At 72.0% G+C, this 23,070-nt stretch carries 19 protein-coding genes, 2 pseudogenes and 1 riboswitch; of the genes and pseudogenes, 4 read left to right on the top strand and 17 right to left on the bottom strand.

The window, feature by feature from the left end; all coding sequences use genetic code 11:
* The 7 genes and pseudogenes from AB0H87_RS06065 to AB0H87_RS06035 form a co-directional block, all read right to left on the bottom strand.
* Positions 1 to 210: pseudogene (locus AB0H87_RS06065) on the bottom strand (hypothetical protein); the annotation flags it as partial.
* 73 nt (positions 211 to 283) lie between these two features.
* Positions 284 to 1,624, bottom strand: coding sequence for an extracellular solute-binding protein (locus AB0H87_RS06060; protein ID WP_360140394.1), 1,341 nt, complete (start codon positions 1,622 to 1,624; stop codon positions 284 to 286).
* 323 nt (positions 1,625 to 1,947) lie between these two features.
* A complete protein-coding gene (locus AB0H87_RS06055) occupies positions 1,948 to 2,373 on the bottom strand; it encodes a hypothetical protein (RefSeq protein ID WP_360140391.1) in 426 nt (141 codons plus the stop codon).
* A 280-nt stretch (positions 2,374 to 2,653) separates the two neighbouring features.
* Positions 2,654 to 3,016: a signal peptidase I gene (locus AB0H87_RS06050; RefSeq protein ID WP_360140400.1), complete on the bottom strand. Its 363-nt coding sequence runs from the start codon at positions 3,014 to 3,016 to the stop codon at positions 2,654 to 2,656.
* 65 nt (positions 3,017 to 3,081) lie between these two features.
* The gene (locus AB0H87_RS06045) at positions 3,082 to 3,801 is read right to left on the bottom strand and encodes an anti-sigma factor (protein ID WP_360140388.1); all 720 of its coding nucleotides are present in this window, start codon (positions 3,799 to 3,801) and stop codon (positions 3,082 to 3,084) included.
* Positions 3,798 to 4,418, bottom strand: a complete 621-nt coding sequence (gene sigK / locus AB0H87_RS06040; protein WP_360140385.1) for an ECF RNA polymerase sigma factor SigK — start codon at positions 4,416 to 4,418, stop codon at positions 3,798 to 3,800. Before sigK ends, AB0H87_RS06045 begins: the two co-directional genes overlap by 4 nt.
* Before the next feature lie 77 nt (positions 4,419 to 4,495).
* Positions 4,496 to 4,798: pseudogene (locus tag AB0H87_RS06035) on the bottom strand (hypothetical protein); the annotation flags it as partial.
* A 32-nt stretch (positions 4,799 to 4,830) separates the two neighbouring features.
* Here AB0H87_RS06035 and AB0H87_RS06030 point away from each other — a divergent pair.
* Complete coding sequence (locus AB0H87_RS06030; protein WP_360140397.1) at positions 4,831 to 5,343, top strand: polymer-forming cytoskeletal protein; 513 nt, start codon at positions 4,831 to 4,833, stop codon at positions 5,341 to 5,343.
* A gap of 948 nt (positions 5,344 to 6,291) precedes the next feature.
* Here AB0H87_RS06030 and AB0H87_RS06025 read toward each other — a convergent pair.
* Both AB0H87_RS06025 and AB0H87_RS06020 read right to left on the bottom strand, forming a co-directional pair.
* Positions 6,292 to 7,599: a tetratricopeptide repeat protein gene (locus AB0H87_RS06025; RefSeq protein WP_360140382.1), complete on the bottom strand. Its 1,308-nt coding sequence runs from the start codon at positions 7,597 to 7,599 to the stop codon at positions 6,292 to 6,294.
* A 60-nt stretch (positions 7,600 to 7,659) separates the two neighbouring features.
* Positions 7,660 to 9,345, bottom strand: a complete 1,686-nt coding sequence (locus AB0H87_RS06020) for a DUF4331 domain-containing protein (protein ID WP_360140379.1) — start codon at positions 9,343 to 9,345, stop codon at positions 7,660 to 7,662.
* A 175-nt stretch (positions 9,346 to 9,520) separates the two neighbouring features.
* Here AB0H87_RS06020 and AB0H87_RS06015 point away from each other — a divergent pair, with 175 nt between their 5' ends.
* On the top strand, positions 9,521 to 12,040 hold the full coding sequence (locus tag AB0H87_RS06015; protein ID WP_360140376.1) for a DUF4062 domain-containing protein: 2,520 nt from the start codon (positions 9,521 to 9,523) through the stop codon (positions 12,038 to 12,040).
* Between the two features lie 23 nt (positions 12,041 to 12,063).
* Positions 12,064 to 13,116 carry a hypothetical protein gene (locus tag AB0H87_RS06010; RefSeq protein WP_360140373.1) on the top strand — a complete coding sequence of 351 codons (1,053 nt, stop codon included), beginning with the start codon at positions 12,064 to 12,066 and terminating at the stop codon, positions 13,114 to 13,116.
* On the opposite strand, the gene ahcY is transcribed toward AB0H87_RS06010, so the two are convergent.
* The 3 genes from ahcY to AB0H87_RS05995 all read right to left on the bottom strand — a co-directional run bounded on the left by ahcY (position 13,110) and on the right by AB0H87_RS05995 (position 16,439).
* Positions 13,110 to 14,558: an adenosylhomocysteinase gene (gene ahcY / locus AB0H87_RS06005; protein WP_360140370.1), complete on the bottom strand. Its 1,449-nt coding sequence runs from the start codon at positions 14,556 to 14,558 to the stop codon at positions 13,110 to 13,112. The genes AB0H87_RS06010 and ahcY overlap by 7 nt on opposite strands.
* Positions 14,559 to 14,572: 14 nt before the next feature.
* Positions 14,573 to 14,652, bottom strand: a riboswitch (S-adenosyl-L-homocysteine riboswitch).
* Between the two features lie 18 nt (positions 14,653 to 14,670).
* Entirely contained in the window at positions 14,671 to 15,333 is a 663-nt protein-coding gene (locus AB0H87_RS06000; RefSeq protein ID WP_360140367.1) for a response regulator transcription factor, read from the bottom strand.
* Positions 15,330 to 16,439 (bottom strand): sensor histidine kinase, encoded by a 1,110-nt coding sequence (locus AB0H87_RS05995; RefSeq protein WP_360140364.1) that lies wholly within the window; start codon positions 16,437 to 16,439, stop codon positions 15,330 to 15,332. The genes AB0H87_RS06000 and AB0H87_RS05995 overlap by 4 nt, the downstream gene beginning before the upstream one ends.
* Positions 16,440 to 16,720: 281 nt before the next feature.
* Here AB0H87_RS05995 and AB0H87_RS05990 point away from each other — a divergent pair, with 281 nt between their 5' ends.
* Positions 16,721 to 18,730: a glycosyl hydrolase family 28-related protein gene (locus AB0H87_RS05990; protein ID WP_360140361.1), complete on the top strand. Its 2,010-nt coding sequence runs from the start codon at positions 16,721 to 16,723 to the stop codon at positions 18,728 to 18,730.
* Between the two features lie 40 nt (positions 18,731 to 18,770).
* Here AB0H87_RS05990 and AB0H87_RS05985 read toward each other — a convergent pair whose 3' ends face one another.
* The 5 genes from AB0H87_RS05985 to AB0H87_RS05965 form a co-directional block, all read right to left on the bottom strand.
* On the bottom strand, positions 18,771 to 19,925 hold the full coding sequence (locus tag AB0H87_RS05985; RefSeq protein ID WP_360140358.1) for a hypothetical protein: 1,155 nt from the start codon (positions 19,923 to 19,925) through the stop codon (positions 18,771 to 18,773).
* Positions 19,926 to 20,019: 94 nt separating this feature from the next.
* Entirely contained in the window at positions 20,020 to 20,985 is a 966-nt protein-coding gene (locus AB0H87_RS05980) for an asparaginase (RefSeq protein ID WP_360140355.1), read from the bottom strand.
* Positions 20,986 to 20,989: 4 nt separating this feature from the next.
* Complete coding sequence (locus tag AB0H87_RS05975) at positions 20,990 to 21,325, bottom strand: DUF488 family protein (RefSeq protein WP_360140352.1); 336 nt, start codon at positions 21,323 to 21,325, stop codon at positions 20,990 to 20,992.
* A gap of 52 nt (positions 21,326 to 21,377) precedes the next feature.
* Positions 21,378 to 21,983 carry a peptide chain release factor H gene (gene prfH / locus AB0H87_RS05970; RefSeq protein WP_360140349.1) on the bottom strand — a complete coding sequence of 202 codons (606 nt, stop codon included), beginning with the start codon at positions 21,981 to 21,983 and terminating at the stop codon, positions 21,378 to 21,380.
* On the bottom strand, positions 21,980 to 23,056 hold the full coding sequence (locus AB0H87_RS05965) for an RNA ligase RtcB family protein (RefSeq protein WP_360140346.1): 1,077 nt from the start codon (positions 23,054 to 23,056) through the stop codon (positions 21,980 to 21,982). The genes prfH and AB0H87_RS05965 overlap by 4 nt, the downstream gene beginning before the upstream one ends.
* Positions 23,057 to 23,070 lie beyond the last annotated feature (14 nt).

The following is a 23,070-nucleotide window of genomic DNA, read 5'->3' as shown; positions in this document are numbered from 1 at the left end:
CAGGCCGCCGACCATCGCGATGACCGACGGCTCCAGGCGCAGCACCGTCTGCAGGGCGAACGCCACCGTCACGACGGCCAGGACCAGCAGGGAGAGGTACGCGGTGCGGTTGTCCTGGCGGCGGGCCCGCTTGGCGCGGCCACGCCGGCCGGCCGATCCGGCGGCGTCCGCGGATCGGGCTGAAGGCGCGAGGGTGGGTGTCAGGGCCACGGCGAATCCCTTGAAAGGTCAGGCCCGGGGACGCCGGCCATGTGCGTCCCCGGGCGGTCCCGGCAGCGGGAGATCAGCGTTGCGGTGCGGTCCCGGCGAGGGACTGCTTCTTGATGATGTCGTTGATCTCGGAGTCGGCCTTCTTCAGGGCCGCCGCGACGTCGGCGTTGCCCTTCATCGCGGACTCGATCGCGGTGCCGAAGGCGAGCGCGATCTCCCACGGGTACGCCGGCTCGGCCTTGCCGAAGGGGACGACCTTCTCGGAGATGGTCTTCATGAACGGGTCGGCGGTGGCGTCGGGGTTGGTCTCCAGCGCCCGGTCGACCGAGGCGCGCACGGTGTACTTGGAGAAGCCGCTCGCCTTGAAGAAGTCCGCCATGATGGCCGGGTCACCGGCCAGCAGCCACTTGATGAAATCGGCCGCCTGCTCCCGCGCCTTCGTCTTGCCGTCGACGGTGAGCGTCCAACCACCGAGGGTGGCGGTGGTCTTGGTCTGGTCGCCGTCGATCGAGGGGAACGGCGCGACCGCGGTCTTCTCGATCATCTTGGGGAAGTCGTTCTTCAGCTGGCCCACGACCCAGGAACCGCCGGCCATCATCGCGACCTCACCCTGGCCGTACGGCGCGCCGTCCGCGTACCCCACCTTGGGCTGCTTGGGCATCACGCCGCTCTGGTAGAGGCCGCGGTAGAAGTCGAGCAGTTGGGCGAAGCACGAGTCGGTGGCGACCGACTTCGACCAGTCGTCCGCGACGGGTAGGTGGCCGCAGGCGTTGTACTGCAGGCCCCAGCTCGACCAGCCGAGGTCGGCCGGGATCGAGGCGATCGTCATGCCCTTGACCTTGCCCTGGGTCAGCTTGGTGGCCCAGGTCTTCAGCTCGTCCCAGGTCTTCGGCGGGCTGGCCGGGTCGAGGCCGGCGGCCTGCACGAGGTCCTTGCGGTAGTAGAGGACCGTCGACGGCTCGACCAGCATCGGGTACGCGTAGTGCTTGCCCTTGATGGTGACGAAGTCCTTGACGTTGTCCTTGATGTCGCTGAAGGCTTCCGCCGGCATGAGGTCGTCGAGCTCCGCCAGCTCGCCGTTCGCCGCGCCGGCCGGGATGTTGCCGTAGCTGGTGGTGGCCACGTCGGGCGCCTTGCCCGCCGCCTGGGCGGCCTTGAGCTTCTGCGCCCAGGTGTCGGCCGGCACCACCTGGATCTCGACCTTCACCTTGTCCTGGCTCTTGTTGTAGGCGTCGACCTGCTTCTTGAACCAGGCCTGCTGGTAGTCCTCGAACTGCTGCTGCCAGAACGTGACGACCGTCTTGCCACCGGACGTGGTCGGCGCGTCGCCGCCACCGCTGCCGCAGCCCGCCAGGGCCAACGACGCGACGAGCGCCGTCGACACGATGGCCGACGTGATATGCCTTTTGCTCACCGTTCCTCCTCGATGTCGTGCCCTGAAACCGGGCCGACCGGCGCTGTCGCGCAGGGGTCAGCCGTGTGCCGAGAGTTGTCGCGAAAGGGTTCGATCCACAGTGGACAGGCCGGGTGGGCGAAGCCGGCCGAGCTGGCGAAACATCGATGATCCAGCCGTCATGTCGTCCAGCACTTTCCGTTCCGGAAGCGAGGTTGGCTCGTAGTAGACACGATGTAATCGATTTCGTCAACAGGCCGGTAACATGCCGTTCACGCGGGCTGCGAAGCCCTGTGCAGCCTGTGCGAAACCGATTGCAAGGCTGTTGCGCTCGTCGCTGCCGCTCAGAAGTCGCCGTCGGCGACCTGGCAGACGGTGAGCTTGAAGACGTCACGCCACATGCGCACGACACTGTCGCGATCGTCGATGACGAAGGCGACCTCGTACCGGGGCGCGACGAAGCGGCGGTAGAGGTCGGCCTTGGTCCGGTGATCGGGCCGGTCGTCCTGGTCGGCCCGCATGATCAGCGCGACGAACTCGATGCCCTGGGCGTCGAGCCACAACTCGGTCTGGCGACGGGACTGCTCCTTGCGCCCGGACATGACAACAATTTGATGACGCCCAGCGGCGGCGATGGTCTGCACGAGCTCGACGACGGCGGGGTTGGGCTGGTCTTCACCGACCCGGCTCCAGTCATAGGGGGACCGCTTCCCGCGGATGGCGAGGGTGCCGTCGACGTCGACGAGCACGGCCCGCTCACGCCGGGTCATCGCGAACCGCCTGCCAGGAGATGCTGCGCATGCCGAGCATGATTACGCCAGCCCCGAACCCCCGTCGACCCGGATTCGGGTGCTCGCGGCCTAGGGGCGGCGTCCGCGCGCGGCGGTCGGCCGTCGTCTTCCAGGCGCAAACGACGCCACACGCCGCTCGTCAATCGTCGTCTCGATGCCACACCCGGACGTGGTCCACGCGGCCTCCGGGCCTGGGCATCACACCGCCGCCTGCGGTCCGACTTCGTCTTGGTGCTGCAGCGGTCCGCGAGACACCCGCCTAGGCGACCGCGTAGCCGGGGACCGAGGGCCAGCGGACCGTCAGGACGACGGACTCCTCCTCCGCGTACCAGGAGTGATCCACTCCCTCGCCCCAAACGACGTAGTCACCCCGGGCGGCCAGTAGGACGCTGCGGCCCGGGAGTTCCACCCGGAAGCGGCCGCTGATCAGCATGAGGAGCGCCGTGCGGCGTTCGCCGGTGACCCACTGGGCGCGTTCGTCGCCGCGCGGGTGGACGCCCCACTTGATTTCGACCGCGTCGCTGTGCCGGACGTCGCCGGGCGGCTTGAAGTGGCCCAGCAGCCAGCCGCGATCACCGGCCGCGTCCTCGTCGGCCCTGCCCACGTACACACGATCGCCCAGCTCTTCCATGATCGGGACGCTAACAGGAGCCTGCGGCTCGTGGCCCGACCATTGGTCGGTGCGGGTCAGGCCACGGCCACCTGGCCCACGATCGGCAGCGTGGGTGTCGGCGAGCCGCTGGGTGGCTCGACCGTCACCGCGAACGCGTCCGCGGCGGCCGCGCCCTGGACCAGGCGCGTGGCCGACGTCGTGCCGACCGGTAGGACGCCCGCGTTGATCGCCGTCGTGCCGTCGAGCATCCAGAGCTGGTAGGTGCGGTCCGCGCCGGCCGGGCGGTCGGCGGCCATCGTCAGGACGGCCTCGTCGCGGGCCGCGGAGGTCACCACCGTCAGCCGGATGCCGTTGGCCGACGTCGCCGAGCGGAGGGCTGCGTCCGGTGCGGACAGCACCTCCGTCACCCGGGCGGCCTCGGCCTGCGCGACCGTGCGCTGGTCGTCGAGGCGGCGCTCCTGGACCGCGAACGTGCCCGTCGCCGCCACCGCGGCCAGCACCACCGCCGCGGCCACCGTGAACAGCCGGCGGTTGCGCTGCGGGCGCACCGGCTTGGCCGGGACGGGCGCGTCCTGGCGGGTGCGGGACACCTCGGCGAACACTTTGTCGCGCAGCGCGGGCGGTGGCACCGACCACGCGCCGTCGGCGAGCCGGGCGGCGGTCTCCTGCAGCTCGGCGACCTCGATCGAGCAGGTCGCGCAGCTCGCCAGGTGCCGCTTGAACGCGGCGCGCTCGATGTCGGTCAGCGCGTCGAGCACGTAGGCCCCGGACAGCGCGTGCACGTCGCCGTTCATGACGGCACCTCCACGCCCAGGCAGTCGCGTAGCCGGATCAGGCCGTCGCGCATGCGGGTCTTGATGGTTGGCAGGCTCACGTCGAGCAGCTGCGCCACCTCGCGGTAGCTGCGGCCGCCGTAGTAGGCCAGCGTGATGGACTCGCGCTGCAGCGAGGTGAGGTCGTCGAGGCAGCGGCGCACCTGCTGGCGCTCGAGCCGCTCCTCGACCTCCCCGGACACCTCGTCGTAGGGCGTCTGCGCCGACCAGGAGCCCGCCTTCTGGACGCGGTCGGCGGCCGCCTGCTCGCTGCGCACCCGGTCGACCGCCCGCCGGTGGGCGATCGTGAACACCCACGCCGTCGCCGAGCCACGGGCCGGCTCGAACCGGGCCGCCGTGCGCCAGACCTCGACCAGCACCTCCTGCGCGACCTCTTCGGCCTGGGCCGGGTCGCGTAGGACCTGGCGGGCGAGGCCGAACACGCGGGCCGCGACCAGCTCGTAGAGCTGCCGGAACGCGGCCTCGTCACCCCGCCCGACCGCGACGAGCAGCCGGTCGGCGGCCGAACGGTCGTCGACCGCGGCCGGCACCGCGGACAGGTGGTCGCGCGGCGGGTCGCCGTGGCTCTGCTCGCGCATGAAGACTCCTCGCCGGTGCCGATGTCGCGCTCTGAGAGGGAATGATTCCGCGCCCGCCGTCATGGTCGCCACCCCGCTCAGACGATTGTGGAAAACGCGCGCCCGGCCAGGCCGAGCCCCACGACGACGATGAGGGCGGCGGTGGCCGACGGCGCCGCGCGCCGCCACCGCTCGAGCCGCGCCAGCCGCCCGGCGAACCGGTCGCGAACCCGGATCAACAGCAGGCCCGCGGCGGTCAACGTGGCCGCCATGCCCAGGCCATAAGCGAAGACGAGCAGGATTCCGAACGCGGTACGCCCCAACGCGATCGCACCCAGCAGCACGATGAGCGCGGACGGGCTGGGCACGAGCCCACCGGCAACACCGATGCCGGCGATGCCCCACTTCCCAGGCCCATGCGAGTGCGAGTGCGATCCCGAATGCGGATGCCGGTGGCCCGGGCCGTGCGTGTGGTCATGACCGGGATCGAGACCAGGGCCGCGGCCAGGCCCGTGCCCGTGGCCAGTTCCGTGCCCGTGGCCAGTTCCGTGCTCGTGGCCAGGTCCGTGCTCGTGTCCGTGCCCGTGGCCAGGTCCGTGTCCGTTGCCGGGTCCGTATTCGTGGCCAGGTCCGTGCTGGTGGCCAGTTCCGTGCTGGTGGCCAGTTCCGTGCTGGTGGCCAGGTCCATGCTCGTGGCCAGGTCCATGCTCGTGGCCAGGTCCATGCTCGTGGCCAGGTCCATGCTCGTGGCCAGGCCCGTGACCGTGGCCAGGCCCGTGCTCGTGGCCAGGTCCATGCTCGTGGCCAGGTCCATGGCCGTGGCCGAGTCCATGCTCGTGGCCGAGTCCATGCTCGTGGCCAGGCCCATGCTCGTGGCCGTGCGAGTGCGCCTGCTCCGCCGACCGTCGGCGCCGCAGTGCCGACACCAGCGCACCCACCCCAATAACCGCCACGATCCCCCCGCTGGCGACGCCGAGCCAACCCAACACCGACTCCCCCGCAACCCCGGCGAACGTCGTCAACAGCAACCCCAGCGCGAGAACCCCGCCGGTATGGGTCAGCGTCACGGTCGCACCCACGGCCACCGCATCGCGCGGCCGCCCGGCCCGCCCGGCCAGATAAGCCGCCATCACCGTCTTGCCATGCCCCGGCAGAGCGGCATGCGCCGCACCGAGCACCAACGCCAGCAGAACGGCCAGCAACCCCACCAACGGCGTCAACCGGGCCCCACCGACCACGGAGTCCAGCCACCGCTCGGCCCCAGCCAACGGACCGCTCAGCCCGAGCGGCGTGGCCCCCGACCCGCCCCGCACCGGCGCCGCGCCGGAAGAAGCCGCCGCGTCCAGGACCACCGAGAACGACGCCGTACGCACGTCCGGCGGCGACGACAGCAGATCATCCGGATACCGGCGCAGCTCGTCGCTGATCGTCGCCGCCGGCAGGGCGGAGTCAATGAGCCGCACACCTGACCCGGTCGCGGTCAGCTCCCGCCACCCGATCCGATCCGCCCGGAACCCGTTGTCGACGACGACCGGGGCAGGAGACCCGGAGAGCGCCACCGGCGCCGAAAACCGACAGTCCAACCGACTGGTCTTCAGCCCACCGGCCCCGTCCGCGAGCGTCAACCCGGATCCGACGACACTCCACGAAAGAGCAACACCCGAAACACGCAGAGCCAACGCCGAGGCGGCCTCGGCGCACGACGGCGCCGGGTCCTGCAACGTCGGCAGCTCCGCCACGTCCGCCACCACGACCGCCTCCACCCGATCCGGGTAGAACGTCAAGCCCGCGTACCGGTTGACCGAGAAGTTGCCAAGCGGATGCGCGGCCGCCGGAGCGGACGGCAGCGCGAGGAACCCGACGATCGCCAGAACAGCGAGAACCAGCCAGCGTCTCACGGCCGTGCCTCCAATGCGGACAGTTCCCGGGCGGCCGTCGGCCCGTCGACGGGCGAGAAGTAGGGGTTGATCGCGCGCACCTGCCGCAGGGCGGCACGCGCGCCGGCGGTGTCGCCGATCGACAGGAGCGTCATGCCGAGGTGGTACGCGTAGACGGCGTTCCGGGGCGACGCCGCCACCGCGCGCCGCAGCAGTGGGACGGCGGAGTCGTCGCGCCCGGCGGTGTGCAGCGACCAGCCGAGCACGTCGGCCACGTCCGCGAACGGCCGGCGGCGCCACTCCGCCTGGGCGAGTCGCACGGCACCGGCGGCGTCGCCGCGGGCCAGTGCGAGCTGTGCGCCAGTCAGGTCGTCGCGCCCGCCGTTGGCGACGAACAGCTTGTGCGCCGCGTCGGCCAGGCCGAGCTGCCGCGCCGCCTCGTCGGTGTTGCCCGCCAGTCGCAGCAGCGTCGCGTACTCCAGCAGGGTGTCGGGTGTCGGCGTCCTGGACGCGACCGCGCCGGCGTCGATGTCCGCGGCGGTCAGGTCGCCGCGCGCCGCCGCCACCCGGGCCCGCCCGCGCAGCAAGGAGAGATAGGAAGGATTCGCGGCCATGCCGGCGGCGTACTCCCGGGTAGCACCGGCAACGTCCCCTGTGGACCACGCCAGGTCACCGAGCTGGTTACGGCAGAAGGCGATGTCGGCCGGATCGGCGGCCGCCTCGAGAGCCCGCCGCATCAGGTCGGTGGCCTCGGTCACCGAGCCGCGCTGTTCGAGGTCGTAGGAGGCGCGGGCGTACGCGGCGAGCCCGGGCCGCAGGTCGAGCATCTTCTGGATCGCCGCCGTCGCCGCGGCCGGCTCGCCGAGCTGGGTCTGCGCGTCGGCCAGCACGCCGTACGCGTCGGCGGCATAGCCGTTGACCCGCAGCGCGTCGGTCGCGTACTTCCGCGCGGCCGCGAACTCGTGGCGCGCGTTGGCGAGGGCGCCGAGCCCGATCAGTGCGGTGGCGTTCTCGGCGGGCCGCACGTCGAGCGACCGCCGCAGCGCCCCTTCGGCCTTGGGATAGAGGCTGGGGTCGGCCGTCACCCGGGCCTGCTCGACGTAGGCGAGACCGAGCGCCGCCCAGGTCTCGTGGTCGCGGGGCAGCTCGCGCAGCCGGTCCTGGGCCCGGGCGATGCTGGCCGCCAGCCGGTCGGCGGGCGCCGGCGCGACGGGTGCGGCCACGGGTCGTGGGGCCGGCGTGGGAAGGCCGAACACCGCACCGATACCGAGCAGGGCGACGGCGGCCACGGCGACCACCACGACTGTCCGAAGGGGAGTACGCATGGCGGGGTTCCTTCCGGAAAGGCGGGGCGCGTCCCGGGCGGGACGCGCCCCGACCACCTGTCAGAGCTTTACGGTGTCGTCCGAACCAGCCGGTTCCGGCCGGCGACGCCGGTACCACCAGGTCACCAGGACCAGTGCGAGCAGGAGCGTGCCGATCACGGCGATGGACAGGACGGAGCCGGTGCCCATGTCGTCGGACGCCGCGCCGGCGGCCGGCGAGAGGTCCGGTGCCGGCGACTCGTCGTCACCCGGCTCCACGATCGCGCCCGGGTCGTCGGTCGCGCTCGGGTCGGCGTTGTTGTTGTCGTTGGGTGCGGCGGCCGCCGCACCGTTCTGGCCACCGTTGACGGCACCCACGTTCGGCAGGGCCACGTACGGGAACTGGTCGCCGAACTGGTTGTCGTTCGCGTCCACCTTGTCGCCCGCGGCGAGCGCGTCGACGAGCTGGCCGGTCTGCGCCGCGCCCTCGACCGCCTGGATGGAGATGTCCACCGCGTCGTCGGTCAGCCGGCGGCCGTTCGGGAAGCCCTGCAGGTCGCCACCGAGCACGCCGAGCCGGTTGGGCTGGTCGGCGACGGGGACGCCCAGGTTGAGCCGGAGCATCTCGGAGGGCCGGAACCGCCCGGGGTTGACGTCCTTGTTGTTGAGCTGCGAGTTGAGGTCGGCCTTGATCGGACCGTTGGCCTTGGTGGTGATGCCGGTCAGGAAGATCTCGACCAGGTCGTTGCGCGGGGCCTTCGGCGCGGGCACGCCGTAGATCGCCTCGATCAGCTTCGGCAACTCGGGGTCGGTGACCCGCTTGACGACGGCCGGGATGCCGGCGTCCTTGTCCGGTGAGATCGAGTTGAACGCGTCCTTGAGGTTCGCCGGCACGACGACCTCGTTGACCAGCGGGTTGCCGAGCCGGGAGACCTGCACCCGCTCACCGCGGATGCCGTCGGTGCTCTGGCCGGTGACCCGCACCTTGGCGCGGTCGGTGGTGGTCCAGACGCCGACGACCGGGTTGCGGTTGGCGTCGCCGCGCAGCGCCACGTCCTTGAACGGCACCTGCAGCGCGATGGTGTTGACGTTGTAGCCGGCCAGCGTGTCCTGACCGGTCTCGCTCAGGTCGCCGCCGTAGAGCAGGTCGAAGACCCGCAGGTCCAGGTAGAACGGGTCGTCGGCCTGGCCGGCGAACAGCTTCCAGCCGCCGTCGAGCTGGACCGTGGCCTCGTCGCGCAGCTTCTGGTAGTCCGGCATCGAGGCGTTGCCCACGCGGGACGGCGCGACCGGTGCGTTGCGGACCCGGGTCTTGAACGGGCCGCCGTTGAACGACGACTCGAGCGTGTAGGTCTGCTTGAACAGCAGGTCGGGGTCGTTGAACGAGTCGACGGGCCCCTTGTTGTAGAGGAACGTCTTGCCGCCACGCTTGTCGACGTTCTTGAAGGTCCACCGGAACACCGCGTCGGCCTTGGCGTCGCCGTCGTTGTCGATGTTGATGTTGTACGCCGCGTCCGTCGCGAACGGGTAGAAGTTCGGACCGCCGTTGGGCTCCTCGAACGGAATCCAGTTGGCGATGAGCGTCACGTAGTCCGGCCGCTCGGGACTCACGAAGGCGTACAGGTCGGTGTTGTCGGCGGCCGGATCGCTGGCGATCAACGGCGCCTCGCGGTGGCTGGACGCCACCGACGTCTGCGGCCCGAAGGTCGCGAGCGCGATGCCGCTCACGGCGAGTGCCGCGAGGACCGCGCGGGTCTTTCTGGTCATCTCTGTCCTCCCGTCAGGGGTGCCTGCGCGAGGACTTCGGCGCGGGAGGGGCTGCCGGATTGCCGCGAGTCGGCTTCCTGTCACCGACCCATCCGCTTCGCGACCTGCTCCGAATAGGGGCCTTCCCGGTAGGATGAGTTGCGGGATTTGTCCGCATACGGGGGGCGGCTGCACCATGGCGAGCCAGCCGATCATCACGCCCGACCAGCGGCTGCGCGTTTTCGTCAGCTCGACGTTGCAGGAGCTCGCCGTCGAGCGCACCGCCGTCCGCGACGCGATCAACCAGCTCCGACTCTCGCCCGTGATGTTCGAGCAGGGCGCCCGGCCGCACCCACCGCGCGAGGTCTACCGGGCGTACGTCGAGCAGAGCCACGTCTTCGTCGGCGTCTACTGGGAGAGCTACGGCTGGATCGGGCCGGACAGCGGGATCTCCGGCCTGGCCGACGAGTTCGCGCTCGCCGGCGCGGCGGGCCTGCCCCGGCTGGTCTACGTCAAGCGGCCCGCGCCCGGCCGTGACCCGCGGCTGGCCGCGCTGATCGACGGTCTCCGGGCCGACGGCGACGTGTCGTTCCGCGAGTTCACCGACGCGACGGAGCTGCGCCGCATTGTCGAGCAGGACCTCGCCGTGCTGCTGACCGAGCGGTTCCACCGCTCGGCGCCGACCGCCCCGCCCGCCGAGTCGGCCGGGTTGCCCACGCCGCCGACGCGGCTGGTCGACCGGGAGCCGGAGCTGGCCGCCGTGACCGCGCTGCTGACCGGCGAGCGGGTACCGCTGGTCACGCTCACCGGCACCGGCGGCGTCGGCAAGACCCGACTCGCCATCGAGCTGGCCCACCGCCTGCGTGACCGCTACGCCGACGGGGTGCGCTACGTCGAGCTGGCCGCGGTCACCAAGCCGGACCGGGTCGGCGAGGCGTTGGCCCGCGCGCTCGGCGTGCGCTCGTCGGGCGCGGGCGATGCAGTCGACGAGGTCGTGACCTACCTGCGGCCGCGAGAGCTTCTGCTCGTGCTCGACAACTTCGAGCAGGTCGCCGAAGCGGCACCCGTTGTCGCCCGGCTGCTCCGCTCGGCGCCGGGCGTCGCGGTGCTGGCGACCAGCCGGGCCCCGCTGCGGATCGCCGGCGAGCACGCGTACGCGGTGCCGCCGTTGGCCCTCCCCTCCCCCTCGGCCGACCCGACGACGGTCACCGGGTACGGCTCGGTCCGGCTGTTCCTCGACCGTGCCCTGGCGGTGAACCGGGACCTGCCGCTCACGCCCGACGTGCTGCGCCAGGTCGTGGAGATCTGCCGCCGGCTCGACGGCCTGCCGCTCGCGATCGAGCTCGCCGCCGCCCGGGTCCGGCTGCTGCGGCCGGCCGAGATCCTCGATCGCCTCGACCAGCGGCTGCTGCTGCTCACCGGAGGTTCGCGGGACGCGCCCGAGCGGCAGCGCACCCTGCGGGCCACCATCGAGTGGAGCCACCAGCTGCTCGCACCGGCCGACCAGGCCCTGCTCGCGCGGTTGGCGGTGTTCGCCGGCTTCGACCTGGCCGCCGCCGAGGCGGTCGGTGGCGTCGAGGCCCTCGAAGCGCTGGAGCGCCTGGTGGAGAGCAGCCTGGTCGACCAGGTTCCGGGGAGCGGCCGGTTCCGCCTCCTCGACAGCATCCGGGAGTACGGGCTGGGGCGGCTGCGCGCGAGCGGCGACGAGCCGGCCGCGCGCCGGGCCCATGCCGAGCACTACTCGCTGCTCAGCCTCGCCGCGGGGCCGCAGCTGCAACAGCGCGCGGCGCGCGACTGGCTGCACCGCCTCGACCGCGACCACGACAACCTGGTCATGGCCATCTGGTGGTACCTCGACCACGACGACCCCACCCCGGCGCTCGCGATGGGCGAGGGCATCTGGGTCTACTGGTGGCTGCACGGCCCCTTGGAGGAGGTCCGCCGGATCACCGACCGGTACTACGCGCTGCGGGACCGGTTCTCCGGCGCCGCCCGAGTCCACGCCATGCTCGCCTCGGGGTCGACCTGGTTGTTGACCGGCGACGTCGACCGGGGCCGCGCCCGGCTGGAGGAGGCCCGTGCGGCGGCCCGGGAGGTGGGCGACGAGGACAGCCTGGCCCGCGCCAACGGTCCACTGTCGATGCAGGCGATCCGGGACCGCGACTACGACCGGGCCCGGGAGCTGCTGGCGGAGGTACGCGAGATCGGCGTGCGGCTCGGCCACGACTGGCAGGTCAGCCTCCACCACAGCCGGCTCGCGATGATCTCGATCGCCGAGGGTGACCACAGGCGAGCCGCGGACCTGCTCTTCGACGCCCTCACGGTGGCCGGGCACAAGGAGGTGCCGCTGGCCAGCATCGTGGCGCTCTACAGCCTGGCGATGAACGCGCTGCGGCTGGACCACGTCGAGCTGGCGCGACAATACCTGTGCGACGGGCTCGCGGTCGCACACCGCAGCGGCGACCTCAACGGGCCGCAGCTGTTCCTGATCGCGCTCGCGGACCTCACCGCGCGCCTCGGCGACCCGGAGCGGGCGGTGTTCTTCGCGTCGGCGGCCGGTTCGCTCGACCGGCCGCCCGGGCCGAGCTGGCTGGCGTCGTACGTCCTGCCGTGGCCCGACCACGTGGCGCTGGACCCGGCGCGGTTCGCGCAGGCGGGCCGGTCGGGTGCGGCCCTCGGGATCGACGAGGTGGTCGCCGAGGCACAGCGCGGTTGATCGCCACCCCGTACCATCTGCCGATGCGCTGGAACCGGAAGAGATCCGTGGCGGAGCTGTGCACGGCGCTGGGCGAGGCGATCGACCAGCACGACGAGGCGGCCGCGCACAAGAACCTCAAAGACATCGTCAAGGCGGTCGAGCGGGCCGCACCCGCCGAGCTGACGGAGGCGTTGGTCGCCCTGCGGCCGGCGCTCGCGGACGTGCCGCTCGGCAACGGCGCGCCCCTGGCCGCGCTGGCCGCCGGCCTGGTCGAGGCGGGCGGCGACCCGGTCGCCGCGCTCGACGTGCTGGCGGAGCGGGTCGCGGCGGGCCTGGAGCAGGCGGCCCGGTTCCCGGCCCTGGCGGGCACCGACGTGGCCGAACCGACGGACGCGGAGTCGGCGCGGGCCGTCGTCGAGCAGGTGGCGGCCGCGGGCGGGCTCGACGTCGACGAGGCGTCGCTGGTCACCCAGTCGTGGTTCACGGTCGAGGAGTGGATCCCGGCGTTGCTGCTGCCGCTGCAGCAGAAGGCGGGCCGCGCGGCGTTGCCGCAACGGCAGCGGCTGGTCGAGGCCGCGTCGGTGGCACCCGACCGGATCGGCAGCGCGCACTGGTTGCTGGGCCTGCTGCTGGTGCTCGACGACGAGCCGCTGGTCGTGGTGCACCGCGCCACCGGCACCGTGTTCACCCTGACGATCAGCGGCGTCGGCGACAACTTCCAGCTGCACACCCTGCTCGCGGACACGCTGATCGGCGGCGGCCACGTGCCCGGGACGCGCCCGGAGCCCGCCTGGGTGGCCGCGGCCACGGACGGTCCGTGGCAACCCGACGGCCCGATCCGGGGCCAGTTCAACCTGGTCGACGCCGGCGGCAAGTGGATCTGGAACGAGGGCCGACCCGTCGACATCGAGCCGGTCGCGGGGCGCCGGATCGTGGTGATCGACCCGGCGCCCTACGAGCGCTCGTGGAACATCGGCCGCGTCTACCCGCTGATGCGGCCGGAGGTACGGCTCGACGCCGTGCTCCCGCCGCACCAGGCGGCCGACTGGTTGCGGTTGGTCAGCCCGGCCAAGTCACCGGGCGCCGATCAGTAGCGGTAGTGCTCCGGCTTGTACGGGCCTTCTACGTGCACGCCGAGATACTCGGCCTGCTTCTTGCTCAGCTCGGTCAGCCGCACCCCGAGCGCGTCGAGGTGCAGCCGGGCCACCTTCTCGTCGAGATGCTTGGGCAGGGTGTGCACGGCGGTCGCGTACTCGCCCTGCCACAGCTCGAGCTGCGCGAGCACCTGGTTGGCGAACGAGCTCGACATCACGAAGCTCGGGTGGCCCGTCGCGTTGCCCAGGTTCATCAGCCGGCCCTCGGAGAGCACCAGGATCGCGTGCCCGTCCGGGAACCGCCACTCGTGCACCTGCGGCTTGACCTCGGTCTTCTCGATTCCCGGCACGCGGGCGAGGCCCGCCATGTCGATCTCGTTGTCGAAGTGCCCGACGTTGCCGACGATCGCGTTGTGCTTCATCCGGGCCATCTGGTCGGCGCCGATGATGTCGACCCCACCGGTCGTGGTGATGAAGATGTCGGCCGTCTCGACCACGTCGTCGAGGTGAACGACCTGCAGGCCGTCCATCGCCGCCTGCAGCGCGCAGATCGGGTCGATCTCGGTGACCACCACGCGGGCGCCCTGGCCGCGCAGCGCCTCGGCCGCGCCCTTGCCGACGTCGCCGTAGCCGCACACCACGGCCAGCTTCCCGCCGAGCATCACGTCGGTGGCCCGGTTCAGGCCGTCGGTCAGCGAGTGCCGGATGCCGTACTTGTTGTCGAACTTCGACTTCGTGACCGAGTCGTTCACGTTGATCGCCGGGAACAGCAGCGTGCCGGCCCGGGACAGCTCGTAGAGCCTGGTGACGCCCGTGGTGGTCTCCTCGGACACGCCGCGCATGCCGGCCGCGATCCGGGTGAACCGCTGGCGGTCCTCGGCCAGGCTGCCCCGCAGCGTCTCGAGGATCAGCCGGTACTCCTCGTGGTCGTCCTCGGCCGCCGCCGGCACCGTGCCGGCCGCCTCGAAGTCGACGCCCTTGTGCACCAGCAGCGTGGCGTCGCCGCCGTCGTCGACGATCAGGTTCGGGCCGAGCCCGGCGCCGAAGTCGAACAGCCGCATCGTGCACCACCAGTACTCCGCCAGCGTCTCGCCCTTCCAGGCGAACACCGGCGTGCCGGCCGGCGCGTCGACCGTCCCTTGGGGACCGACGACGACCGCGGCCGCCGCCTCGTCCTGTGTGGAGAAGATGTTGCAGGAGACCCAGCGCACGTCGGCGCCGAGCGCGACGAGCGTCTCGATCAGGACCGCGGTCTGCACGGTCATGTGCAGCGAGCCGGCGATCCGGGCGCCGCGCAGGGGCTGCTGGTCGGCGAACTCCCGGCGGAGCGCCATCAGCCCGGGCATCTCGTGCTCGGCCAGGCGGATCTGGTGCCGGCCGAAGGTGGCGAGGTCGAGGTCGCGCACGGCGAACTCGACACCATTGCGGGTCTGGGCGTGCATTTAGGCACCTCCCGTGACAGGAGGCGCCCTTGGGAATCATCTGGCCGGTCGAGCGTGGCGGACCTCGTCGTCCGTCGCAGCGCCTCTCGACCCGCGCATCCACGATAACCCGTCACCGGGATGGCGTCACAAGTCCCATTTCATAAGCCATGATCACCAGGTGTACGCGGTCGCGCGCGTCGAGCTTCGTGAACAGCCGGGCGACGTGTGTCTTCGCCGTGGCCACGCTGATCACCAGCCGCTCGGCGATCTCGGTGTTGGACAGGCCCTGACCCACCAGGGTCAGCACCTCGCGCTCCCGTTCGGTGATGCCCGCGGCCGCGCCGGCCGGCACGGCGGGTCTGGCCGCCGGGCGGCCGGCGAACTCGGCGATCAGCCGCCGGGTGACGCTCGGCGCGATCAGCCCGTCGCCGGCCGCGACCACCCGCACCGCGTCCAGGATGTCGTCGAGGGCCATGTCCTTGACCAGAAAGCCGCTGGCGCCGGCCCGCAGGGCGCCGTAGACGTTCTCGTCGTCGTCGAACGTGGTCAACATGATCACGTGGGTCGCCGATCCGCTTTCGACGATCATGCGGGTGGCCGCGATGCCGTCCATCACGGGCATCCGGATGTCCATGACGACCACGTCCGGCGCCAACTCCCGGGTCAGGTGCACGGCCTGCACCCCGGTCCCGGCCTCACCGACGACCTCGAGGTCCGGGTTGTCGGCGATCAGCACCCGCAACCCGGCCCGCACCAACGGCTGGTCGTCCGCGAGCAGCACTTTCACGGTCATGCTGGCACCGGGAGGGTGGCGGTGACGTGGAAGCCGCCCTCGGAGCGGGGGCCGGCGGTCAGTTCGCCGCCGAAGAGCGCCACCCGCTCGCGCATCCCGCGCAGTCCGTAGCCCGTGCCGGTGTCGGCGCCGCCCCGGCCGGCGTCGGTCACCTCGATGCGCAGCGCCTCCGGGGCGTACCCGATGAGGATCTCGCAGGTTTCGACGTGTGCGTGCCGCACGACGTTGGTGAGCGCCTCCTGGATGATCCGGTAGGCGGCGAGGTCGACGTCGGGCGGCAGGACCCGCGGCTCGCCCTCCGTCCGGACCACGGCCCGCACCCCGGCGGCGTCGGTCGCCGTCACGAGCCGGTCGAGGTCGGCCAGGCCACTGGTCTCCGTCGCGGCGGGCTCCGAGTCGCTGCGGCGCAGGGCGACCAGCGTGCGGCGCAGGCCGGCGAGCGTCTCCCGGCTCGCGGTCTCGATGGTGTCGAGCGCCTTGCGCGCCTCGTCGGGCTGGGTGTCGATCACCCTGCGGCCGACGCCGGCCTGGATCGCGATCACGCCGATGCTGTGTGCGACCTGGTCGTGCAGGTCGCGGGCGATCTCCAGCCGCTCCTTGGTGACCGCTTCCGCCGCCGCCCGGCGCAGCAGGGCCGCGCTGTAATCCCTCCGCTGGCGCACCGCGGTGCCGGCCAGCCAGGCGACCACGACGCCGAGCAGCATGGCGATCACCACGTTGACGAACGCCTCGCTGTTCTCGAACGTCGCGGCGGCGACCTGCACGAGCAGGGCCAGGACCGCCGCACCCACCCCGGCGAGGCGGGATCGGGTGGCGGCGACGTAGGCGACGGCGAAGTCGAGGACCACGGCCTGCGCGCCGATGACCAGCCCGGTCGGGTGGAACGGCGCGAGCCCGGCGACCCCGAGCGCCATGAGCACGAACCCGGCCAAGGGCCAGCGCGGCACCAGGATCGCCGGGAGCCCGAGCACGAGGACCGGGAGCACGGTCGCGGTCTCCGGATCGTTCATGCTGACGATCGTGAGGGCCAGGGCGATCGGGTACGCGGCGAGGGCGACCCAGGAAACGGCCGAGGACGGAAGGCGGGGCACGACGACGGCACTCATGCGGTCGATGGTAGGTATCCGCAGGTGGGGGCGCGTCGGCCCGCGGGTGTACGTCCGCGGGCTGATCTCCCTTCACCAAGGGCGGATACGGTTGTCGGCCACCAGCGGCTGGGACCGCCGACGGCCGCGCCGCGCTGACGCGTACCCGCAAGAAACCGGGTTTGGTTTGCAAGGGATAAACAAGTTCCTGCAAATCATAGACAGAGTCTTGTGTCATCATCATCTATGGCTCTAAGGTCAGGGTCCCATCTCCCTACCTCGCCTACAGAGACGAGTCCTTGATGTCGCGGACACCATCTCGTTTGCTGGCCGTCGCCACCGTTGCCGCCGTTGGCCTCGGTGTCGCCGGCATCGCGGGCCCGGCCCAGGCCGGCACCGCGCCGGTCGTCACCCGCGCGGCGCTCGACCCGGCGCTGGTCGCCGGCCGGGGCGCCACCGTCAACTTCCTCGAGCAGGAGGCCGAGAACGCGGCCACCAACGGCAGCGTCATCGGGCCGGACCGGACCGCCTACACGTTGCCGGCGGAGGCGTCCGGCCGCACGGCGGTCAAGCTCCAACCTGGACAGCACGTCGAGTTCACGCTGCCGGCCGCGGCCAACGCGATCACCGTGCGCTACAGCATCCCGGACGCGCCGAACGGCGGCGGGATCCGGGCGCCGCTGCACGTGACCGTCAACGGCGGCGGCAAGAAGACCATGGACCTCACGTCCGAGTACGCATGGCTCTACAACCAGTACCCGTTCACCAACGACCCGCAGGCCGACCTGCTGCACCCGGACTGGTGGATCACCGAGTGCGCCTGTGTGCCGGCGGCGACCACCCCGACCCCGGTGATCACCAAGCCGTTCCGGCCCATGCACTTCTACGACGAGGAGCGGCTGCTGCTCGGCCGCACCTACGCCGCCGGCGCCAAGGTCCGGCTGACCGCGCCGAAGGGCACCGCCGCCGCCTGGACGGTGATCGACCTGCTCGACTCCGAGTTGGTCGGCGCGCCGCACGTCAACCTGCTGGCCGCCAACGTGCTGCTGTTCGGCGCGGACCCGACCGGCAGGAAGGACTCGGCGCGAGCGTTCGAGAAGGCGATCGCGCTGGCCCGCCTCGCCCGGCTCAAGGTGTACGTGCCGCCGGGCACCTACCAGGTCAACCGCCACATCATCGTCGATGACGTGACGATCGAGGGCGCGGGCAACTGGTACACGAAGATCAAGGGCAAGGAGGTCGCGCTCGACCCGCCCGCGCCGGACGGCTCCGTGCACACCGGAGTCGGCTTCTACGGCAAGGACGCGGCCGACGGCGGCAGCCGCAACGTGCACCTGTCCGGCTTCGCCATCGAGGGCGACGTGCGCGAGCGGATCGACACCGACCAGGTCAACGGCATCGGTGGCGCGATGAGCGACTCGACCATCTCCGGGCTGCACATCCGGCACACCAAGGTCGGCCTCTGGTTCGACGGGCCGATGCGCAACACGCGGGTCACCGACAACATCGTCGTCGACCAGATCGCCGACGCGCTCAACTTCCACATCGGAGTGACCGGATCGGTGGTGCGCAACAACTTCGTCCGCAACACCGGTGACGACGGGCTGGCGATGTGGTCGGAGAAGCAGGCCAACGCCGGCAACACGTTCGACCGCAACACCGTGCAGACGCCGACCCTGGCCAACGGCATCGCCATCTACGGTGGCACCGACAACACCGTGTCCCGCAACCTGATCGCCGACCCGATCCGGGAGGGCAGCGGCATCCAGGTGGGTTCCCGGTTCGGCGCGGAGCCCTTCGCGGGCAAGCTGTCGATCACCGACAACACCGTGGTGCGGGCCGGCACGTACGAGCTCAACTGGAACATCGGGCTCGGCGCGATCTGGATCTACGCGCTGGAGAAGAACATCGACGCGGACATCCGGGTCACCGGCGACCACTATCTGGACAGCACGTACAACGCGATCATGCTGGTCAGTGAGTGGTCGGTGAAGGACCTCTACTCGATCACCAACGTGCACTTCAAGGACGTCCGCGTCGACGGCACCGGCACGTCGGTGCTCAGCGCCCGGGTCAAGGGCGGCGCGTCGTTCGAGAACGTCGACGCCCGCAACGTGGGCGCGGTCGGCATCAACAACTGCGGCTCGTTCAACTTCCCGCCCACCGGCTCCGAGTTCACGGTCACCGACCTCGGCGGCAACGACGGCGGCGGCACCACGGGCCCCTGGATGGCGGCGTGGGAGCTGCCCAACACCATCACCTGCGACGACCGCCCACCGGTCGTCGTGCCCCCACCACCGGCACAGTGGTGAGGTCGCGGGCGGGCGTCTTCGGGCGCCCGCCCGCTCCGTCTCACGGCGGGGTCACCGGCGTGCTGTTGGCGCCACGCACAGAGTCCAGCACCGCGTGGCCCTGCTGGTCGACCAGCCGCGTGAACAGCTGCTGGGCGTAGCCGAAGACCAGCGCCCAGGCGAGGATCTGCGCCGAGGTGTCCAGCGCGCTCAGGCCCGGCACGAACTGGCCACGCATGAGCAGCAGGCCGAGGAACGCCGTCAGCGCCCCGGTGGGCAGCTTGAGCAGGGCGAGCGCGACCGGCACGCCGTAGCGTTCGGACGAGCCCCGGATGCCGCGCACGGCCGCCGCCGCGGCGACCGCGGCCGCGATCAGGCCGATCACCAGGACCAGCAGCGCGTCGTACGGCCGCACGGTGCCGGCCGTGGCCGCGTCGATGTTCTGCGCGACGCTGGCGCTCGGCGACCGGGCCGCCGCCGGGAACGGTGCGGACTGCCGCGTCGGGCAGACGACGATCGCCTGGCCGCCGTCTTCGGGTGCGAAGCAGAGCGGCACCATCGCGGGCCGCACGAAGCCCGCCACGGCCACCACGACCACCAGCGTCGCCAGCACGATCGTGGTGGCCACGACCACGTTGCGGAAGCTGCGCAGCCGCACCAGCTCGCGGTGTGCCGCCGAGCTGGCCGCCCGCATCACGCTCGCGATCGTGCCGCGCTCGCGGGCCGCGATGGCCAGCCGCTCCTCGGGCGGCACCCGCTGCTGCGAGTTGGCGATGCCGAGGGCCTGCGCGACCCGTTCGAGTGCCCGACGGCGCGGGTCGGTCGGGATCAGGTGCCGCTGGGCGTGGCCGAGCACGCTGGGCATGATGCCGAGCAGGTACCAGGGCGGCGCGATGTCGAGCAGCAGGGCTTCGGCCGCGTCCAGGTTGGTGCGGGCGCGTTCGAGCGGACCGCCGCCGCGACCCCGCCCGTTCGCGGCGCCGCGGGCGGCGGCCAGGTGCGCGCGGATCGCGTCGAGCAGCACCTCGCACCCGGGCGGTCGCTCCGTCGCACCGGCTCGGATCCACTCGGCGAGCGAGTCGATCTCGGTGGCCCGGGTCAGCGTCGCCTCCCGCCAGCCGGAGCGCACGGGTCCGCCGACGGGCGCCACCTGGCGGTCGGTGGTCGGCCGCAGGACGGGCGGCGGTTCTGTGCGCACCGGAAGCGTGCTGGTCATCGGGTCACCGCACCAGGTCAAAGGGACGTTGGTCGACAGTAGGGAGCCACGACGGCTGCCGGAAATACCTGTCGCCGGTACGAGGGAAAGCCGCTTACCCGATCGTGGCGAACGCCTCGGTGATCCGATCGCGGTCGTTGCCGGCGGCGAGGAGGAGATGCAGCAGGATCCTCGCCTTGTACGCGTCGAGCCCGCCGGCCGGGATCAGGCCCCGGTTGCGCAGGTCGACCTCGCCGCCCGGGTAGCCGTAGGTTTCGGTGAGCACCGGGCCGGCGCCGATCCTCGACGCGAGGACGACCGGCATCCGGCCGGCGAGCTCGCTCAGCACGTCCACGGTGCGCACCGGCACGTGGCCCACGCCGAAGGCGGCGACGACCAGCCCGTCGAGGGCGGCGCCGGCCCGCCGCAGGACCTCGCCGTCGTCGCCGAGGACGACCGGGATGACCGCCGTGCGCGGTGTTCCGGTCGGATCGAGCGCGAGCCGGCGCCGGACCGGCCTCGTCAGGATGCGCGGCCTGCCCTCGGCCACCAGGCCGACCGGGCCCGTGTCCGGCGAGCGGAAGGCGGCCGGGCTGGTGGTGTGCGTCTTGCGGACCCAGCGTGCCGCGTGGATCTCGTCGTTGAGCACGACCAGGCAGCCGAGACCCCGGGCGGCCGGTGCCGCGGCGACCCGGATCGCGGCGAGCAGGTTGGCCGGGCCGTCGGCGCCGGCGAGGGTCGGGTTGCGCATGGCGCCGGTCACCACGAGCGGCTCCTCCCTCGTCCACAGTAGATCCAGCGCGTACGCCGTCTCCTCGATGGTGTCCGTGCCCTGTGTGACGACGACGCCGTCGGCCTCGGCGGCCGACGCCGCGGCGCGCAGGGCGACGAGGTCGGCGAAGTCGAGGCCGGCGCCGGGCACGCGGCGAAAGTCGGTGATGTCGAGCGCGACGCCGGTGGCGGCCAGGCCCGGCACCGCGGCGACGAGGTCGGCGGCGCCCAACGCGGGCACGACGCCGCCGTCGGGTCCGGTGGTCATGGCGATGGTGCCGCCGAGCGAGAAGACAGAGACCTTGGGCATGCGCCTAGTGCAGCAGGTCGACGAGGACCTTCGCGTGGCTGATGTCGGCGTCCCGGGTGGCGGTGAGCACCGTGACCGTGCCGCTCTTCGCCAGCTTGCGCAGCTGGGCCAGCGCCTCGGCCTGCTCGGGCTCCTTCAGCTCGGCCAGGTAGCGGCGGCGGAACTCGGTGAACTTCGCCGGGTCGTGGCCGTACCAGTCGCGCAGTTCCGTGGACGGTGCCACGTTCTTGAGCCACTCGTCGAAGCTCCCCTTGCGCACGCCGCGTGGCCAGATCCGGTCGACCAGCACGCGGGTGCCGTCGTCGGGCCCGGTCTCGTCGTACACCCGTCGCAGCCGCATGCCTCCAACCTATGCCGGCCGGACACGCACCGCGGCAAAACTCTTTGTGGATCTAGGGGCGCTCGGTGCGCACCGGGTTGCCGCGGACCAGCTCGTCGTGGATGCCCCGGCGGGCCTTGTCGAGCGCCCGGTCAGCGGCCTCATCGGCGTGCGCGAGCCGCTGGCGCAGCAGCTCCAACGCGATGCGGCGGTTCTGGCTGAACTGGCGCTCGGTGTCGACCACGACGACGGTGCCGGACGGGCGGTGGGTCGCGCGTACCGCCGTGCTGGCCTTGTTGCGGTGTTGCCCGCCGGGCCCGCCGGTGCGGCAGGCGACGACGTCCACGTCGGCCTCCGCGAACGCGGTGTGCGCCGGGTCGACCTCGCAGGTCTGGGCGATGACGTACCAGTTCTTGCGGCTCGTGCCGGTGCGGTACGGGCTCGGCGCCTGCCAGCAGAGGGTGCCGGTCCACGCGGCGGCGAGTTGGTCCGCACCGTTGCCGGCGATCCGGAGCAGGACCGACCGGTAGGTGCCCGGCCGTTCCCCGGCCACGGTCTCGACCCGCGCGACGGCCAGCCCCCGGCGGACCCCCTCCGCCTCCAGCCTGCGGGTCAGCTGCGCCACAGCCCAGGCACACTCCTGCGGACCGCGCCCGGCGGAGATGAGCAGATGCTTCACGACCGGCTCGTCTTGTAGGTGACCAGCGGAGCGGTCGCGGCGATCGGCGTGGCCAGCTTGTGGTCGGTGAGGTCGCCGATGACCTGCTCGATCCGCTTGTACGCCGTCGGCGCCTCCTCGAACAGCAGCTTGCGGTCGGCGCACACCACGACGGAACCGAGCGGCGTGCGGCGCAGCTCTTCGACGGTGTGCTTGGCCTTGCCGCGGCGCAGCGCGTCGGCGCGCGACATCTTGCGGCCCGCGCCGTGCGCCACCGACCAGTTGGCCTCGGGCCCGGCGTGCGCGGCGACGAGGTACGAGTGCGTGCCCCGGGTGCCGGCGATCAGCACGTCCCGGTCGTCGCCCGGCGCGGCGCCCTTGCGGTGCAGGTAGCGCCCGTCCCGGATCTCGACCAGGTTGTGGCTGAGGTCGACGACGGGTTCGGCGTAGCGTGCCCCGATGGCCCGCAGCGTGCGCGCGGCGATCAGCCGCCGGTTGAGCGACCCCCACCGCACCGCGGCGTCGTGCCGCGCGAGATATTCCGCGGGATCGGCCGCCGGCCCGGCACCGTGGCGCTGCGTGTGTGCGCGCAGGATGCTCTCGCCGAGCCCGCGCGAGCCACTGTGGACGATGAGCACCAGGCTCTTGGCCGCGAGCCCGAGACGCTCGGCGTGCGCCGGCTCGAAAACGGTCTGGATGCGGGCGAGCTCGACGAAGTGGTTGCCGCGCCCGACCGTGCCGATGCCGTCGAGGTGGCCTTCCGGGACGTCCCGACCGGCGAGGTCCCAGGCCGGGTCGTCGTCGTCCGGGACCCGGTCGAGATCGGGGAAACGCCGGGCGAGCTGCTCGGGCACCGCCCGCTTGAGGGCGACCGGGAACACGGCGATCCCGCACCCGATGTCGGAACCGACCAGCAGCGGATAGAGCACTGACGACAGCATCGCGGCGCCGATCGGGGCGCCCTTGCCGGGATGCAGGTCCGGCATCCCGGCGACATGAGCCATGCCATCGAGGGCGGCCACCTGGTGGCACTGGTCGACGGCGTCGGACTCGATCCAGCTACGGGGAGACGCGAAGACGGTGACGGTAGACAACGACGCTCTCTTCC

The sequence above is a fragment of the Asanoa sp. NPDC050611 genome (assembly GCF_040654855.1).
Classification (GTDB): domain Bacteria; phylum Actinomycetota; class Actinomycetes; order Mycobacteriales; family Micromonosporaceae; genus Asanoa.
Note: the sequence above shows the minus strand (reverse complement) of the source record. Positions and strands in the feature narration are given on the sequence as shown.

Bases quoted from the DNA above. Each gene is read 5' to 3' on its own strand.
- AB0H87_RS06055 (WP_360140391.1), bottom strand. From the start codon at position 2,373: ATGACCCGGCGTGAGCGGGCCGTGCTCGTCGACGTCGACGGCACCCTC.
- AB0H87_RS06045 (WP_360140388.1), bottom strand. From the start codon at position 3,801: ATGAACGGCGACGTGCACGCGCTGTCCGGGGCCTACGTGCTCGACGCG.
- sigK (WP_360140385.1), bottom strand. From the start codon at position 4,418: ATGCGCGAGCAGAGCCACGGCGACCCGCCGCGCGACCACCTGTCCGCG.
- AB0H87_RS06025 (WP_360140382.1), bottom strand. From the start codon at position 7,599: ATGCGTACTCCCCTTCGGACAGTCGTGGTGGTCGCCGTGGCCGCCGTC.
- AB0H87_RS06020 (WP_360140379.1), bottom strand. From the start codon at position 9,345: ATGACCAGAAAGACCCGCGCGGTCCTCGCGGCACTCGCCGTGAGCGGC.
- AB0H87_RS06015 (WP_360140376.1), top strand. From the start codon at position 9,521: ATGGCGAGCCAGCCGATCATCACGCCCGACCAGCGGCTGCGCGTTTTC.
- AB0H87_RS06010 (WP_360140373.1), top strand. From the start codon at position 12,064: ATGCGCTGGAACCGGAAGAGATCCGTGGCGGAGCTGTGCACGGCGCTG.
- ahcY (WP_360140370.1), bottom strand. From the start codon at position 14,558: ATGCACGCCCAGACCCGCAATGGTGTCGAGTTCGCCGTGCGCGACCTC.
- AB0H87_RS06000 (WP_360140367.1), bottom strand. From the start codon at position 15,333: ATGACCGTGAAAGTGCTGCTCGCGGACGACCAGCCGTTGGTGCGGGCC.
- AB0H87_RS05995 (WP_360140364.1), bottom strand. From the start codon at position 16,439: ATGAGTGCCGTCGTCGTGCCCCGCCTTCCGTCCTCGGCCGTTTCCTGG.
- AB0H87_RS05990 (WP_360140361.1), top strand. From the start codon at position 16,721: ATGTCGCGGACACCATCTCGTTTGCTGGCCGTCGCCACCGTTGCCGCC.
- AB0H87_RS05985 (WP_360140358.1), bottom strand. From the start codon at position 19,925: ATGACCAGCACGCTTCCGGTGCGCACAGAACCGCCGCCCGTCCTGCGG.
- AB0H87_RS05980 (WP_360140355.1), bottom strand. From the start codon at position 20,985: ATGCCCAAGGTCTCTGTCTTCTCGCTCGGCGGCACCATCGCCATGACC.
- AB0H87_RS05975 (WP_360140352.1), bottom strand. From the start codon at position 21,325: ATGCGGCTGCGACGGGTGTACGACGAGACCGGGCCCGACGACGGCACC.